This is a genomic window from Flexivirga meconopsidis, assembly GCF_026162425.1.
GTDB classification, from domain to species: Bacteria; Actinomycetota; Actinomycetes; order Actinomycetales; family Dermatophilaceae; genus Flexivirga; species Flexivirga meconopsidis.
This window is the reverse complement of record NZ_JAOBQJ010000004.1, coordinates 125,497-138,505: the sequence shown is the minus strand read 5'-3', so window position 1 is coordinate 138,505 and position 13,009 is coordinate 125,497. Positions and strand designations below refer to the sequence as shown.

At 69.4% G+C, this 13,009-nt stretch carries 15 protein-coding genes; 2 read left to right on the top strand and 13 right to left on the bottom strand.

Features of this window, described 5'->3' with window-relative positions; translation table 11 throughout:
- Positions 1–3: 3 nt before the first annotated feature.
- Positions 4–774 (bottom strand): YebC/PmpR family DNA-binding transcriptional regulator, encoded by a 771-nt coding sequence (locus N2M23_RS14155; RefSeq protein WP_265446320.1) that lies wholly within the window; start codon positions 772–774, stop codon positions 4–6.
- A gap of 74 nt (positions 775–848) precedes the next feature.
- Positions 849–1,460: a pyridoxal 5'-phosphate synthase glutaminase subunit PdxT gene (pdxT, locus tag N2M23_RS14150; protein ID WP_265446319.1), complete on the bottom strand. Its 612-nt coding sequence runs from the start codon at positions 1,458–1,460 to the stop codon at positions 849–851.
- 137 nt (positions 1,461–1,597) lie between these two features.
- Here pdxT and N2M23_RS14145 point away from each other — a divergent pair, with 137 nt between their 5' ends.
- Positions 1,598–2,173, top strand: coding sequence for a phage tail tip lysozyme (locus N2M23_RS14145; RefSeq protein ID WP_265446317.1), 576 nt, complete (start codon positions 1,598–1,600; stop codon positions 2,171–2,173).
- A gap of 16 nt (positions 2,174–2,189) precedes the next feature.
- Here N2M23_RS14145 and N2M23_RS14140 read toward each other — a convergent pair whose 3' ends face one another.
- The 9 genes from N2M23_RS14140 to N2M23_RS14100 all read right to left on the bottom strand — a co-directional run bounded on the left by N2M23_RS14140 (position 2,190) and on the right by N2M23_RS14100 (position 10,903).
- Entirely contained in the window at positions 2,190–2,660 is a 471-nt protein-coding gene (locus N2M23_RS14140; protein WP_265446315.1) for a DoxX family protein, read from the bottom strand.
- Positions 2,661–2,775: 115 nt separating this feature from the next.
- A complete protein-coding gene (locus N2M23_RS14135; RefSeq protein WP_265446314.1) occupies positions 2,776–3,081 on the bottom strand; it encodes an ArsR/SmtB family transcription factor in 306 nt (101 codons plus the stop codon).
- On the bottom strand, positions 3,078–3,515 hold the full coding sequence (locus tag N2M23_RS14130) for an SRPBCC family protein (RefSeq protein WP_265446313.1): 438 nt from the start codon (positions 3,513–3,515) through the stop codon (positions 3,078–3,080). The genes N2M23_RS14135 and N2M23_RS14130 overlap by 4 nt, the downstream gene beginning before the upstream one ends.
- A 125-nt stretch (positions 3,516–3,640) precedes the next feature.
- On the bottom strand, positions 3,641–4,132 hold the full coding sequence (locus tag N2M23_RS14125) for an SRPBCC family protein (protein WP_265446312.1): 492 nt from the start codon (positions 4,130–4,132) through the stop codon (positions 3,641–3,643).
- 3 nt (positions 4,133–4,135) lie between these two features.
- Positions 4,136–6,136 (bottom strand): VWA domain-containing protein, encoded by a 2,001-nt coding sequence (locus tag N2M23_RS14120; RefSeq protein WP_265446311.1) that lies wholly within the window; start codon positions 6,134–6,136, stop codon positions 4,136–4,138.
- Positions 6,137–6,147: 11 nt separating this feature from the next.
- The gene (locus N2M23_RS14115; RefSeq protein ID WP_265446310.1) at positions 6,148–7,563 is read right to left on the bottom strand and encodes a sigma 54-interacting transcriptional regulator; all 1,416 of its coding nucleotides are present in this window, start codon (positions 7,561–7,563) and stop codon (positions 6,148–6,150) included.
- A 61-nt stretch (positions 7,564–7,624) separates the two neighbouring features.
- Positions 7,625–8,014, bottom strand: coding sequence for a DUF779 domain-containing protein (locus N2M23_RS14110; RefSeq protein WP_265446309.1), 390 nt, complete (start codon positions 8,012–8,014; stop codon positions 7,625–7,627).
- Positions 8,014–9,537, bottom strand: coding sequence for an aldehyde dehydrogenase (adh, locus tag N2M23_RS14105; RefSeq protein WP_265446971.1), 1,524 nt, complete (start codon positions 9,535–9,537; stop codon positions 8,014–8,016). The genes N2M23_RS14110 and adh overlap by 1 nt, the downstream gene beginning before the upstream one ends.
- 106 nt (positions 9,538–9,643) lie before the next feature.
- A complete protein-coding gene (locus N2M23_RS14100; protein WP_265446308.1) occupies positions 9,644–10,903 on the bottom strand; it encodes a sigma-54-dependent transcriptional regulator family protein in 1,260 nt (419 codons plus the stop codon).
- Positions 10,904–10,949: 46 nt separating this feature from the next.
- Between N2M23_RS14100 and N2M23_RS14095 the strand changes: the two genes are divergently transcribed.
- Positions 10,950–11,744 (top strand): deoxyribonuclease IV, encoded by a 795-nt coding sequence (locus N2M23_RS14095; protein WP_265446307.1) that lies wholly within the window; start codon positions 10,950–10,952, stop codon positions 11,742–11,744.
- Positions 11,745–11,754: 10 nt separating this feature from the next.
- Here the strand turns inward: N2M23_RS14095 and N2M23_RS14090 are convergent, their stop codons facing one another.
- Together N2M23_RS14090 and N2M23_RS14085 are read right to left on the bottom strand one after the other, a co-directional pair.
- Complete coding sequence (locus N2M23_RS14090) at positions 11,755–12,510, bottom strand: VOC family protein (protein ID WP_265446306.1); 756 nt, start codon at positions 12,508–12,510, stop codon at positions 11,755–11,757.
- A complete protein-coding gene (locus N2M23_RS14085) occupies positions 12,507–12,977 on the bottom strand; it encodes a globin domain-containing protein (RefSeq protein WP_265446305.1) in 471 nt (156 codons plus the stop codon). The genes N2M23_RS14090 and N2M23_RS14085 overlap by 4 nt, the downstream gene beginning before the upstream one ends.
- Between the last annotated feature and the right edge of the window lie 32 nt (positions 12,978–13,009).

Sequence of the window (13,009 nt, the reverse complement as noted above, 5' to 3'; positions counted from 1 at the left end):
CGGTCAGTCCTCGCCGTCGAGCTCGGCCAGCACCTCGTCCGAAACGTCACCGTTGGCGTAGACGTTCTGCACGTCGTCGCTGTCCTCGAGCGCCTCGATGATGCGGAACATCTTCTTGGCCCCGTCCTTGTCCAGCGGCACCTCGACGCTCGGCAGCCAGGAGGAGTCGGCGGAGTCGTAGTCGACGCCGGCCGCCTGCAGCGACTCACGCACCGCAACCAGGTCGGTCGCCTCCGAGACCACCTCGAAGGACTCGCCGAGGTCGTTGACCTCCTCGGCCCCGGAGTCGAGCACGATCTCCAGCAGGCCGTCCTCGGTTGCCTCACCGCTCGGCTGCTTCTTGGGGACGATGACGACGCCCTTGCGGTTGAACATGAAGGCGACGGAGCCGGATTCGCCCATCGACCCGCCGTTCTTGGACAGCGCGGTGCGCACCTCGGCGACGGCGCGGTTCTTGTTGTCGGTGAGGCACTCGATGAGCAGCGCGACCCCGCCGGGCGCGTAACCCTCGTAGGTCAGCGCCTGGTAGTCAGCGCCACCGGACTCCGCGCCGGAGCCACGCTTGACCGCGCGGTCGATGTTGTCGTTGGGGACGCTGGACTTCTTGGCCTTCTGGATGGCGTCGAACAGCGTCGGGTTGCCCGCCGGGTCGCCCCCGCCGGAGCGCGCCGCGACCTCGATGTTCTTGATCAGCTTGGCGAAGAGCTTGCCGCGCTTCGCGTCGATCGCTGCCTTCTTGTGCTTGGTTGTCGCCCACTTGGAGTGACCGCTCATACATCCCTCTTTTGGTGCCGTACTTGCTCTGACGAAAGATCTCGTGGCCGGTGTGGCTCGTCCGGCCTGCGATCCTATCCCTTGGCCGAACGCACCATCCCGGCGAAGTATTCGTGCACCCGCCCGTCGCCAGTGACTTCGGGATGGAACGACGTCGCGAGCAGCCCCGCCTGACGCACCGCGACGATCCTCCCGGCGGCCGGCCCGGTGGCGACCGTGCCGAGCACGTCGACGCCCTGCCCGACCGCCTCGACCCACGGAGCCCGGATGAACACCGCCCGCACCGGGGCGCCGTCATCGGCGACCGCCGGCATGTCGAGGTCCTCCTCGAAGGAGTCGACCTGCCGGCCGAAGGCGTTGCGTCGTACGGTCACATCGAGACCGCCGAGCGTCTGCTGATCGGACGTCGCGTCGAGCACCCGGTCGGCGAGCAGGATCATCCCCGCGCAAGAGCCGTATGCCGGCAGTCCCGCCGCGATGGCGGCCCGCAGCGGGTCGCGCAGCTCGAACGCCCGCAGCAGCTTGTCCATCGTGGTCGACTCCCCGCCGGGCAGCACAATGCCGTCCAGCGCGTCGAGCTCGCCGGGGCGGCGCACGGTGCGGGTCCGCGCCCCGGCCGCCTCCAGCGCGCGCACATGCTCGCGCACGTCGCCCTGCACGGCGAGCACTCCGATCAGCGGTTCCACCCGGGCAAGGGTGGCACACCCCTCACCCGAGGCCCACTGCGAGTCCGCTGCGACGAAACGCCGGACCGGAGCAGTCGATTCGCAGCGCCACCGGGCAAGGTGTGGTCCCGTCATACCCCGAACAAGGAGTGCGCGAGATGCAACTGACCCGACGACTCACGATCGGCTGCGCGACCCTGGTCGCAGCGGCGACCGCTGCCGGCCCCGCGCTTGCCGCCGACACCCACGTGAACGCAGCCGGTATGAGCCCGAACGCCTCGGTGGCCACCCTGGCCGTTTCGACCGCGAACCAGGACACGGCCTTCAACTTCTTCGTCGGCAAGGGGCTGACCAAGCGGCAGGCCGCCGGTGTCGTCGGCAACCTGACCCAGGAGTCCGGCGTCAACCCGAACGCCCAGCAGGCAGGTGGAGCGGGCCGCGGCATCGCCCAGTGGTCGGTCGGCGGCCGCTGGGATCGTTACGCCCGGGACAACATGGTCTGGTATGCCGCCAACAAGGCCGGCGGTGTCTCGCGCTGGAACCTCAACGCCCAGTTGAAGTTCACCTGGTACGAGCTGAACACCTACAGCTACTACGGCCTGGCCCAACTCAAGGGTGCGACCGCGATCCGCGGCGCCGTGCTCGCCTTCCAGAACAAGTTCGAGGGCTGCGGCACCTGTATGACGGACAAGCGGGTCACCTACGCCCAGCAGGTGTACAACCGCCACACCTGATCGGCCGGAGGGGTCCTCACAGCTCCGCCGCAGCCCTGCTGCGGCGGAGCGGCCCGACCGCCTGCGCGGCGGAACCGCTCAGCAGGTGGTCGACACTGAACCGGCCCGCGCCCCAAGCGGCGAAGGCCAGGGCACCCGCCCCGAGCGCCGCGACGAACTCCCAGCCGGACGGCAGGAAGAGCCCGTTGTCGACGTGCGCGAACCACGCCGCGCCCGCCATGTTGACCGCGAGGAGCGTGCCGGCCACCGCGGTGAAGGCGCCGAGGATCAGGAGCGCACCGCCACCGAGTTCGACGAGCGCGGCAAACCAGGCCGAAGCGGTCGGAGCCGGAATGTCCATCCCGGCAAAGCCTTTCGCGGTTGCGTCCATGCCGTTGGTGTTGAGCTTCTGCCACCCGTGGGCGACGAAGATGACGCCGAGTAGCACGCGCCCCACGAGGAGTGCGACGTCGCGGACGGGTCGGGGATATGAACTCAGCAAGCGCATCGGAGGCGTCCTTCGGTGTGTTGTTGATGATTCAACCCGCAGAACGGCTGATGCGTCGGACCGCGTTCCGATCCGCGCTGTGTTCTGCATCGCAGAAAATGGCACCCCGCGCCAACTACTGCTCGGCGCGTGCCTTGAGGTCGCGCAACCTGCGGTTCCAGGCTGCGCGGTGCGCGGCCAGCCAGTCCTGCGGCTGCTGCAGGCCGCCGGCGTCGACGTCATACACGACGTCGCGGCCGTGCCTGGTCGACCGCACCAGCCCGGCCTCCTGCAGCACCTGCAGGTGCTTGACCACGGCCTGGCGCGAGATCGCGAGCGGCGCGGCGAGCCGCGTCGCGGTGGCCGGCTGCTCGGTCAGCCGGTCCAGCAGGTCGAGCCGCTGCTGGTCGCCCAGTGCGGCGAACACCGGCGCGGCGCTCACGCGTTCGCCTCGATGTGACGACGCGCGACGTCGAGCTCCTGCCGCCAGCCCGAGGTGTTGTCGGCGAGGTGGGCCAGCAGGTCCGCCTCCGGCTTGCCCAGCGAGGCGAAGCCGCTCTCGCGGACCCGCAGCGTGACACCGCCGGGACGCTCGTCGAGCCAGAACTCGGTCAGCGTGCCAGGACCGTCCGCCCTCGCCACGCCGTCGCGCTCCAGCCAGCGGAAGGCGATGTAGCGCGGCTCGTCGGAGTCGGCGATCACCAGCGGGAAGACGCCGTGCTCCGGGTCGGTGACGATCACCATGCCGTCCCGCTCCTCGATGCGGTGCTCGCGATAGGTGCCGTCGTTGATCCACCACCCCGGCTCACTCACCAGCTTCCACACCGCGGCGGCCGTCGCGTCGATGTCGATCCGGTCTTCGATGGCGTCCTGCATGACTGCTCCCAGCTGTTGCGTATGGCGAATGATGCAACTTCACGGTTGCACATATCCGCCCAGATGCGCAACCGTCTAGTTGCGCGTTCGGTTAGACACAACGTGCGGCATGGCGCACGAAGTGTCTAGCGGTCGGCGCCGTCGCGAGCTGCCGCCAGCACGACCGGGTCCGCACACGCGCACGCAAAGGCAGCGATGCGGCGCCGGATCTCGCGGCCGAGCAACCACTGCCCGATCGGCTCCGCAAGCGGGCGCAACCAGGCCGGCCGGACCGCGTAGGTGTACTTCCAGCGGGCGAGGCTGCCCTGCTGGCCGTCACGCTCCCGCGGCGTGAATCGCCAACCGCCACCGAAGGATTCGAAGAACCAGGGCCCCTTCTCCATCGTCATGCCGACACTGGTCGGCGGACGGAAGGAGACGTAACGGCTGATCATCGACGGCCCGACACGGGCCTTGGTCAGCGTGTGCACGCCGACCCCCGGCCGCTGCGCATCGAGCAGGCGCTGGCTGCGGATGAACGGGTCCCAGCGCAGCCGCACCTCGCCGGTGGTCTGACTGACCGCGAAGGCGACATCCGGGGTCACCGGCACCCACGCGTCGGCAGTCACCTGCGGCATACGTCAGCCGACCCAGCCGCCGCGCCAGCCCCACTCGAGACCGCCGTATGACGAGCCGCCCCGACTGCCGAGGTAGCCGTCGACCACCGCGGCTCCGAGACCGTCCAGCTCGGGCGCGATCACCCGGCCGCCGGCGCGGCGCGCGAGTTGGTCTACGAACCGGGCCAATCCGGGGTCCTCGCCGAGTCGGAAGATCGTCGTCTGCGCGCCGAGGCGGGTGGCCTTGTCGAGCTCCTTGACGCTGTAGGCGATCGTCAGCGGGTGCGGCGGGTAGGAGAACCACACCTCGCCGTCCGGCTCCAGGTGCGACGTGGGCTCACCGTCGGTGACGATCAGCAGCACCGGCTGCGCGTTGGGGTGCCGGCGGAAGTGGCGGTTGGCCAGCTGCAGCGCGTGGTGCAGGTTGGTGCCCTTGTCCCACTCGGCCGAGAGCGCCGTGAGGGTGTCGATGTCCATCGTCTGCGCGTGCCGCCCGAAGGCGATGAGTTCAAGACTGTCCCCGCGAAAACGCGTCTGCATCAAGTGATGCAGCGCCAGCGCGGTGCGCTTCATCGGCACCCAGCGACCGTCCATCGCCATCGAGAACGACGTGTCAACCAGCAGCGCGACCGCGGCCTGCGTGCGCGCCTCGGTCTCCTGCACCTCGACGTCCTCGATCGCGATCAGCCGGTCGTCCCCGCCGGCCCGACGGATCGCGGCATTGGTCAGCGTGCGGGTCACGTCCCACGGCTCGGTGTCACCGAACTGCCACTCCCGGCTCGACCCGGTCGGCTCCCCCGCCGCGCCGGCCTTCCGGGCGTCGCGCGCACCGGCCCGACCGCTCAATCGCGTTGCCACGTCACGCAATAGCGTCTTGCCGAGCTCTCGCATCGCGCGCGGCGAGAGCTTCAGCTCGCCCTCGGCGTCCTTGGTCAGGTAACCGCGGTCGCGCAGCGCACGTTCCAGGTCGGCGAGCGTGCGCGCGGACGCCGCGGCGTCGTCGCCGAGCTGCCGGGCCAGCGCGTCGAGGTCGAGGTCGTCCATCCGGGCGCCGGTGTACTGCTGCGAGAGTTGCTCGGACAGCTGGTCCAGCTGCGCGAGGTCCTGTATGACGCCGGTCCCGTCGCCGAGGCCCATCCCCTGCTCGCCGCCGAACTCCTCGGAGCCGGACCAGTCTTCACCCGGTCGCAACCCCTGCAGGTTCGCGTCCAGTTGCGCCAGCTGCTGCATCAACTCGGGTGAGCCGAACGCCTGCTGCGACAGCTCCATCAGCTCCTGCCGCTGCTCGGGCGTCATCGAGTTGAGCATCCGCTGCGCGGCCGCCGCCCGCTCGGCGAGGGAGTCGAGCAATTCGTCGATGTTGGAAGGGTTTTCGGGGAAGAAATCCCCGTGCTTTTCCATGAAGTCGGCGAACTGCTCGTCGGTGTCCTCCCCCCGCGCGTGCGACTCCAGCAGGTCGTTGAGGTCGCTCAGCATCTCGCCGATGCGCGCCCGGTCCTCGTCGGTCGCTCCTTCGAGTGCCTGCTTCATCCCGGCAAACCGCTGGTCGAGCATCTCCCGGCCGAGCAGGTCCTTGATCTGCTCGTACTTCTCCCGGGCCTCGCTGCTGCGGAACGGGTAGTCGGACAGTTCGTTGACAGCGGCCGCGGTCGAGGGCGGGAGGTTCTCGATGCGCATCTCCGCAAACCGGGCGTCGTCGTCGAGATCCCTTGCCAGCTGCTTGCGTTCGGCAAGCACGGCTTCGTCGAGCAGCTTGCGGATGTCGGCGAAGGTGCCGTCCAGGTTGTGCTTGGCGAGCAGCTCACGCCGCTTGTCGGCAACCTGCCGGGCCAGGTCGTCCAGCCCTTGCTGCTGCCGGCCACCGCGTCGCAGGAACTCCTGCATCGCGTGCTCCGGGCTGTAGCCGGCCATCACGTCCTCGCCGATGGCGTCGAGTGCCTCGGCGAGGTCGACCGGAGGCGCCAGCGGGTCGGGGCCCCCGGCATACCGCCCATAGCGGGAGCGGTGGGTTTGCTTACGTGCCACGGCTTTTCGCCTCAGCTCTCTCCGTATGTCGCGTTGCCCTCGTCGTCGGTTTCCTTGCTGACCTTGCGCGCCAGGTAGAGACCTTCGAGGGCGAGTTCGACCGCCGCCGCGCGCTCCCCCGGCGTCGACGCCTCGAGCCGGTCGGCGATGTCGTCATACAGTTCGGACTCGCCGAGCACCGGCAGCTCCTGCAACAGGTCACCGGCAGTCACCTGCTCGCCGGTGGTCACCTGGGCGCCGCTCTCGAGCGCCTGCACGAGCAGTCCGAGATCGATGCCCTGCAGACGGTGACGCGCGGTCTCGGCGGTGGCCGTGCGCAGCAGGTGCTCCAGGATCGGCTGCTCGCGCCCCTCGTGACCGGACTCGAACTCCACCTTGCCGGCGAGCACGTCGACGGCGGTCTCGAGGTCGATGACGCGTGCGACCGCCTCGTCCTCACCCTGTACGGTCGCCCGGTGCAGCGCCGCGGCGGCGACCGTCTCAGCGGCCGCGATCGCGAATCGCGCTGACACGCCTGAACGTTGGTCGACCGCGTTGGACTCGCGCAGCCCGCGGGTGAAGCGCGCCAGGATCTCCAGCAGGTATGACGGGACATTCGCCTCCAGCGACGCCTCTTGCTCGACGACGGCCACCTCGCCTTCCACCTCCAGCGGGTAGTGGGTGCGCACCTGCGCGCCGAAGCGGTCCTTCAGCGGGGTGATGATCCGCCCGCGGTTGGTGTAATCCTCCGGGTTGGCGCTGGCCAGCACGAGCACGTCCAACGGCAGCCGCAGCGTGTAGCCGCGCACCTGGATGTCGCGCTCCTCCATCACGTTGAGCATCGCGACCTGGATGCGTTCGGCGAGGTCGGGCAGTTCGTTGATGGCCACGATGCCGCGGTGGGCCCGCGGGATCAGCCCGAAGTGGATCGTCTCGGGATCACCCAGGCTGCGGCCCTCGGCGACCTTCATCGGGTCGACGTCGCCGACCAGGTCGCCGACCGAGGTGTCGGGGGTGGCGAGCTTCTCGGCATACCGCTCGTCGCGGTGCCGCCAGGCGATCGGCAGGTCATCGCCGAGCTCGGCCGCGCGGCGCTGCGACGCGGGAGTGATGGGTTCGTAGGGGTGTTCGCCGAGTTCGGACCCGGCGATGACCGGGGTCCACTCGTCGAGCAGGCCGACGATGGTGCGCAGCAGGCGGGTCTTGCCCTGACCGCGTTCGCCGAGCAGGACGACGTCGTGGCCGGCCAGCAGCGCACGCTCGAGTTGCGGGAGCACCGTGCTCTCGAAGCCCTGGATGCCGGGCCACGGGTCCCGCCCGGCGGCGAGTGCGGCGAGCAGGTTCTCCCGGATCTCGGCGCGGACGCCGCGCTGGCGATGGCCGGAGGCGCGCAGTTCGCCGAGGGTGGTGATCGTGGGTGCAGGTGTCGAAGTCTTCGAAACGCTCACGCCTACCACGCTACGCCTGCAATGCAAGAACCGGAGGGCAAGTCCGGATCGGCGGGGTCAGTCAGGGCGCGCAGACGTCCGAACGGGTGAGGAACCGGTAGCCGGTCGGTGCCTCCACCGAGAAACCGGAGCCGCGGCCGGGCACCAGGTCGATCGTGAGCCGGGTGTGTCGCCATACCTGGTATTGCTCTCCGGAGATGTAGACCGGCACGACCGCGGCGCCGTCACCGGGGTCCAGGTCGCCCAGGTGCACGTCGCGGCTGCCGACCTTGAAATCGCCCTGCGGGTAACACATCGGCGCCGAGCCGTCGCAGCAACCACCGGACTGGTGAAACATCAACGGCCCGTGCTCCCCGATCAGCCGGCGCAGCATCGCCGCGGCGTCGTCGGTCATGGCGACGCCGCCGGCGACATCGCTGTCGCCGGCGGCCGTCGTGGGTGCGTCATCCATCAGAAGAAGCCGAGCTTGTTCTGCGAGTAGGACACCAGCAGGTTCTTGGTCTGCTGGTAGTGGTCGAGCATCATCGCGTGGTTCTCCCGGCCGATGCCCGAGGACTTGTAGCCGCCGAACGCGGCGTGCGCCGGGTACTGGTGGTAACAGTTGGTCCACACCCGACCGGCCTGTATGCCGCGGCCGGCTCGGTAGGCGGTGTTGATGTCGCGGGACCAGACTCCCGCCCCGAGCCCGTAGAGGGTGTCGTTGGCGATCGACAGCGCGTCGTCGAAGTCGTCGAACTCGGTCACCGACACGACCGGGCCGAAGATCTCCTCCTGGAAGATGCGCATCTTGTTGTTGCCCTGGAAGATCGTCGGCGCGACGTAGTAACCACCCGACAGGTCGCCGCCGAGGTCGACCCGCTCACCGCCGGTGATGATGCGAGCGCCCTCCTTGGTGCCGATGTCGATGTAGGACAGGATCTTCTCCAGCTGGTCGTTGCTGGCCTGTGCACCGACCATTGTCTCGGTGTCGAGCGGGTTGCCCTGCACGATCGCCTTGACCCGGTCGGTGCCGGCGGCGAGGAACGGCTCGAAGATGTCCTTCTGGATCAGGGCGCGGCTCGGGCAGGTGCACACCTCGCCCTGGTTCAGAGCGAACATCGCGAAACCTTCGAGCGCCTTGTCGTAGAACGAATCCTGCTCCTGCGCAACGTCATCGAAGAAGATGTTCGGGCTCTTGCCACCGAGTTCGAGCGTGACTGGGATGAGGTTTTCGCTGGCGTACTGCATGATCAGCCGCCCTGTCGTCGTCTCGCCGGTGAAGGCGATCTTGCGGATCCGCGGGGACGACGCGAGTGGTTTGCCGGCCTCGGCGCCGAACCCGTTGACGACGTTGAGCACGCCCGGCGGCAGCAGGTCGGCGATCAGCTCGACCAGCAACATGATCGAGGCCGGGCTCTGCTCGGCGGGCTTGAGCACGACCGCGTTGCCCGCGGCGAGGGCCGGGGCGAGCTTCCAGGTGGCCATCAGCAGCGGGAAGTTCCACGGGATGATCTGCCCGACGACGCCCAGCGGCTCGTGGAAGTGGTAGGCGACGGTGTCCTCGTCGATCTGGCTGATGTGTCCTTCCTGGGCCCGGATCGCGCCGGCGAAGTAGCGGAAGTGGTCGACGGCGAGAGGCAGGTCGGCGGCGAGCGTCTCACGCACCGGCTTGCCGTTGTCCCAGGTCTCCCCGACCGCGAGCATCTCGAGGTTCTGCTCGATCCGGTCGGCGATCTGCAACAGGATGTTGGACCGCTCGGTGACCGACGTCTTGCCCCATGCAGGAGCGGCGGCCTCCGCGGCATCGAGCGCCTTCTCGACGTCCTCGGCGGTCGACTGGGCAACCTCGGTGAAGACCTGCCCGGTCACCGGCGACGGGTTTTCGAAGTACTTGCCGGACACCGGCGGCACCCATTCGCCACCGATCCAGTTGTCGTATCGCGGCTTGTAGACGGTCGGGCTGCCCTGCTCGCCAGGACGTGCGTAAACGGCCATGTCGAAGTCCTCCATGAAGGTCGTCTCCGCCGGCATCGCCAGCCGGCATCCTCCGACGTTAAGTCGCCCTACGTTGCACGAACGTTGCGTAGATCACATTGCCGCGCTATCCGCCGCGCAGGCCTCGCACCCGCTCGCTGACCGACTCCTGCCGCGGCGACCCGGGTGCCATCAGCAGCTCGGCGGCCTCCCACAACTGCAGGTCGTCCCGGCCGAATGCGGTGTCGGCGAACCGCAGCAGCAGGTCCGAATCCCCGTGTGCCAGCACCGAATTGCGCATCCTCGCGTGCAACTGATCCCGCAGCTGTATGACGCCAGGGGCCTCCGAGTCCGGCAGCACCGCACCGCGATAGCGGCTCACCGCTGCCGCCACGTCACCGCGATCGAGGCAGTCGCGCACCTCCTGCACGTCAGTGCGCAGTGCCCCCGAGAAACGGTAGGGCCGAGACGCGAGCAGCCCGGGCGGCAGCAGGCCGCGCAGCCGCGAGATCTCCGCGCGCAGTGTCACCGACGGCCGGTCGTCGTCGCTCAGCCCGATCGCCAATTGATCGGCGGTCAGGCCGCCGGACGTCTCGGCGAGCAGGAGCAGCAGCTCACTGTGCCGCAGCCCGAAGCGCCGCACGCTGTCGCCGCTGGCCAGCGTCGCGTGCCCCGCACCGAGGACGGTCAGCCGGTGCGGCACCGGCCGGTGCAGGTCCTGCGGGACGGCAAGCCCACTGCTCAGTCGTTGCAACCGCAGCTGCGCCTCGACCGCCGCGACCGTCGCGCTGACCAGCGCGAGGCTCTGGGGGCCGGCCGCGACGTCGCCGCCGGTCAGGTCCAGGGCACCGAGCATCGCCCCGGTGTCGGGGTCGTGGATGGGCGCGGCCGAGCAGCTCCACGGGGTCACCTGCCGGGCGAGATGTTCGGCGCCCCGGATGCGCACCGGCCGATCGGTCGCGAGCGCCGTACCCGGTGCATTGGTGCCGACCACCCGCTCGGCCCAGTCGGCGCCTGGCAGGAAGCGCATGCCCTCGGCCCGGGCGCGCAGTGACTCATCACCCTCGACCCAGAGCAGCCGGCCGGCTGCGTCACTGACTGCGACCAGCAGCCCCGCCTCGGCAGCGCTCTCGGTGAGCAGCGACCGGATCAGCGGCATCGACTCGGCCAGCGGATGCCGTTCGCGCAGCGCGCTCAGGTCGTCCCCGGCCAACGGCTCCTGGTCCAGCTCGGCCTCCGGGTCGAGGCCGTCGGTCATCGAGCGCACCCACGACTCGAAGACGACCGGCCGCACCGCAGCGGGGTCGCCGTGTTCGAGGAAGGCCGCTCGAGCTTCCTCCGCGACGTCGCGCGGGGCAAAGCCGTCGGTCGGCCGGGAGCTCGGCATGTCCTCAACGGTAACGCTGTCCGACCGGCTGCCTACCCTGGTTCGCATGACGATCTCCATCGGTGCGCACGTCGACCAGACCGATCCGCTGGCGGAGGCCGCGGCCCGCCATACGACGGTCGTGCAGTTCTTCCTCGGCGACCCGCAGGGCTACAAGGGTCCGGAGGTCGCGTATGCCGGGGGCGCCGACGGGTTGCGCGCCGACGCCGAGGCCGCGGGCGTCGATCTCTATGTGCACGCGCCCTACATCATCAACGTCGCGACGCTGAACAACCGGATCCGCATCCCGAGCCGCAAGCTGCTGCAGCAGCACATGGATGCGGCGGCGCAGATCGGCGCGAAGGGGCTGATCGTGCACGGCGGCCACGTGAACAAGTCCGACGACCCGGAGAAGGGCTTCGACAACTGGCGCAAGGCGATCGAGGCGACGGACCTCAAGATCCCGCTGCTGATCGAGAACACCGCGGGCGGGGACAACGCGATGGCCCGTCATCTGGACCGCATCGAGGGGGTATGGCGAGCCATCCGCGCCGCCGACGGCTTCGAGCAGGTCGGTTTCTGCCTCGACACCTGCCACGCGTGGGCTGGCGGCATCCCGCTCAAGGAGGCGGTCGAGCGGGTGCACGAGATCACCGGCCGCATCGACCTGGTGCACGCCAACGACAGCCGCGATGCGTTCGACTCAGGCGCCGACCGGCACGCCAATTTCGGTGCGGGACAAGTCGATCCGGACGAGCTGGTCGCCGTGGTGCGCGATGCGGGTGCGCCGGTGGTGTGCGAGACCCCCGGCGGCGCCGCGGAGCACGAGGCCGACTTCGCCTGGTTGCGCGAGCGGCTCTGAGAGCCCCCTTTCAGTCGGCGTGGGCGACCACGTTGACGATGGTGCCGTCGGGCGCCTGCACGAAGAACCGGCGCACGCCCCACTCCTCGTGGGTGAGCGGGTGCACGATCCGGTAGCCGCGGCGCTGCGCGTCGGCATACGCGGCGTCGACGTCGCTCACGTGCACCGAGATCGCGGAGTCCACCGGGGCCGTCGCGTCCTTGGTCACCAGTTGCACGTGCGCACCCGATTGCGGTGCACTGCGACGCGCCACCCAGCCGAGGTTGAAGCCCTCATCGGTGAGGCCGAGGAAGTCGCCGTAGAAGTCGTCCGCGCCGTCGAGTGAGCTCACCGGCAGGTTCGCGGTGATGTCGCGCGCCAGGGCGGGCGCGGCCGGCCGGTCGGCATCGGCCGGCGCCTGGTTGAACAGCCAGCGGTGGCCGAACGGGTCGTGCAGCACCGCGATCCGGCCATTCGGAGTGTCCTCCGGACGCCGATCGATCTGTGCCCCAACCGATTCCGCCTGTCGCACCACCACGTCGACGGCGGTCGTGTCGACGTGCATCGACACCGCGTTGTGCCGCCCCGGGTCGGGCGCGGCGACCCCGGCGCTGTCGAACTCCTCCGACATCATGAAGCGTCCGTCCGCACCGATGGTCATTTCGACGTGACCGATCCGGCCGTCTTCCATCACGATCGGCTCGAACGAAACCCGTGCGCCGAACGCGTTGCGATACCAGTCGATCGCCGCGCGGGCGTCCTTGACGGTGAGATAGGGCGTGATCATTGCGGCTCCCGGAAGGTGGCGGTCTGAGCCCAATCCCATTGCGGCATGGGCAACTTCGCCGGCACATCGGCCGGCGACTCGTGATAGGCGTACATCGGATACCAGGTCGCCCAGCTCCAGTAGGACAGCATCGCGTCGTAGATCTCGATGTTGGCGGCGACGCCGGCGTCGTGCAGCGCGCCCGCGAAACACTCGATCGCGCGGACGTTCAGCTCCTCGTGTTCGCCGTTGCCGCTGTGCAACCGCACCACGTCCGCGTGGTCGCCGAAGTGGCCCGTGTAGTCCGCCGGGCCACCGAGCGCCTCCACGAGGTATGCCGCGAGTCGCTCGACGTGGTCGGGTTTCGTCCCGCGGTCAAACGCGTGCGACACCACCGGGTCGGCGATCGCGCGGTCGTGCCACGCTGCGGCGACCCGGAGCATCGCGTCCCGGCCGCCGGCTGCCTCGTAGATCGACAGATCGCCCATCCCGCCCCTCCGCCCACGTTGTGTACGCGTAA

Excerpts from the sequence above, each read along its gene's own strand:
- N2M23_RS14155 (WP_265446320.1), bottom strand. The coding sequence starts at position 774 with ATGAGCGGTCACTCCAAGTGGGCGACAACCAAGCACAAGAAGGCAGCG.
- N2M23_RS14145 (WP_265446317.1), top strand. The coding sequence starts at position 1,598 with ATGCAACTGACCCGACGACTCACGATCGGCTGCGCGACCCTGGTCGCA.
- N2M23_RS14140 (WP_265446315.1), bottom strand. The coding sequence starts at position 2,660 with ATGCGCTTGCTGAGTTCATATCCCCGACCCGTCCGCGACGTCGCACTC.
- N2M23_RS14130 (WP_265446313.1), bottom strand. The coding sequence starts at position 3,515 with ATGCAGGACGCCATCGAAGACCGGATCGACATCGACGCGACGGCCGCC.
- N2M23_RS14125 (WP_265446312.1), bottom strand. The coding sequence starts at position 4,132 with ATGCCGCAGGTGACTGCCGACGCGTGGGTGCCGGTGACCCCGGATGTC.
- N2M23_RS14110 (WP_265446309.1), bottom strand. The coding sequence starts at position 8,014 with ATGGATGACGCACCCACGACGGCCGCCGGCGACAGCGATGTCGCCGGC.
- adh (WP_265446971.1), bottom strand. The coding sequence starts at position 9,537 with ATGGCCGTTTACGCACGTCCTGGCGAGCAGGGCAGCCCGACCGTCTAC.
- N2M23_RS14100 (WP_265446308.1), bottom strand. The coding sequence starts at position 10,903 with ATGCCGAGCTCCCGGCCGACCGACGGCTTTGCCCCGCGCGACGTCGCG.
- N2M23_RS14095 (WP_265446307.1), top strand. The coding sequence starts at position 10,950 with ATGACGATCTCCATCGGTGCGCACGTCGACCAGACCGATCCGCTGGCG.
- N2M23_RS14090 (WP_265446306.1), bottom strand. The coding sequence starts at position 12,510 with ATGATCACGCCCTATCTCACCGTCAAGGACGCCCGCGCGGCGATCGAC.
- N2M23_RS14085 (WP_265446305.1), bottom strand. The coding sequence starts at position 12,977 with ATGGGCGATCTGTCGATCTACGAGGCAGCCGGCGGCCGGGACGCGATG.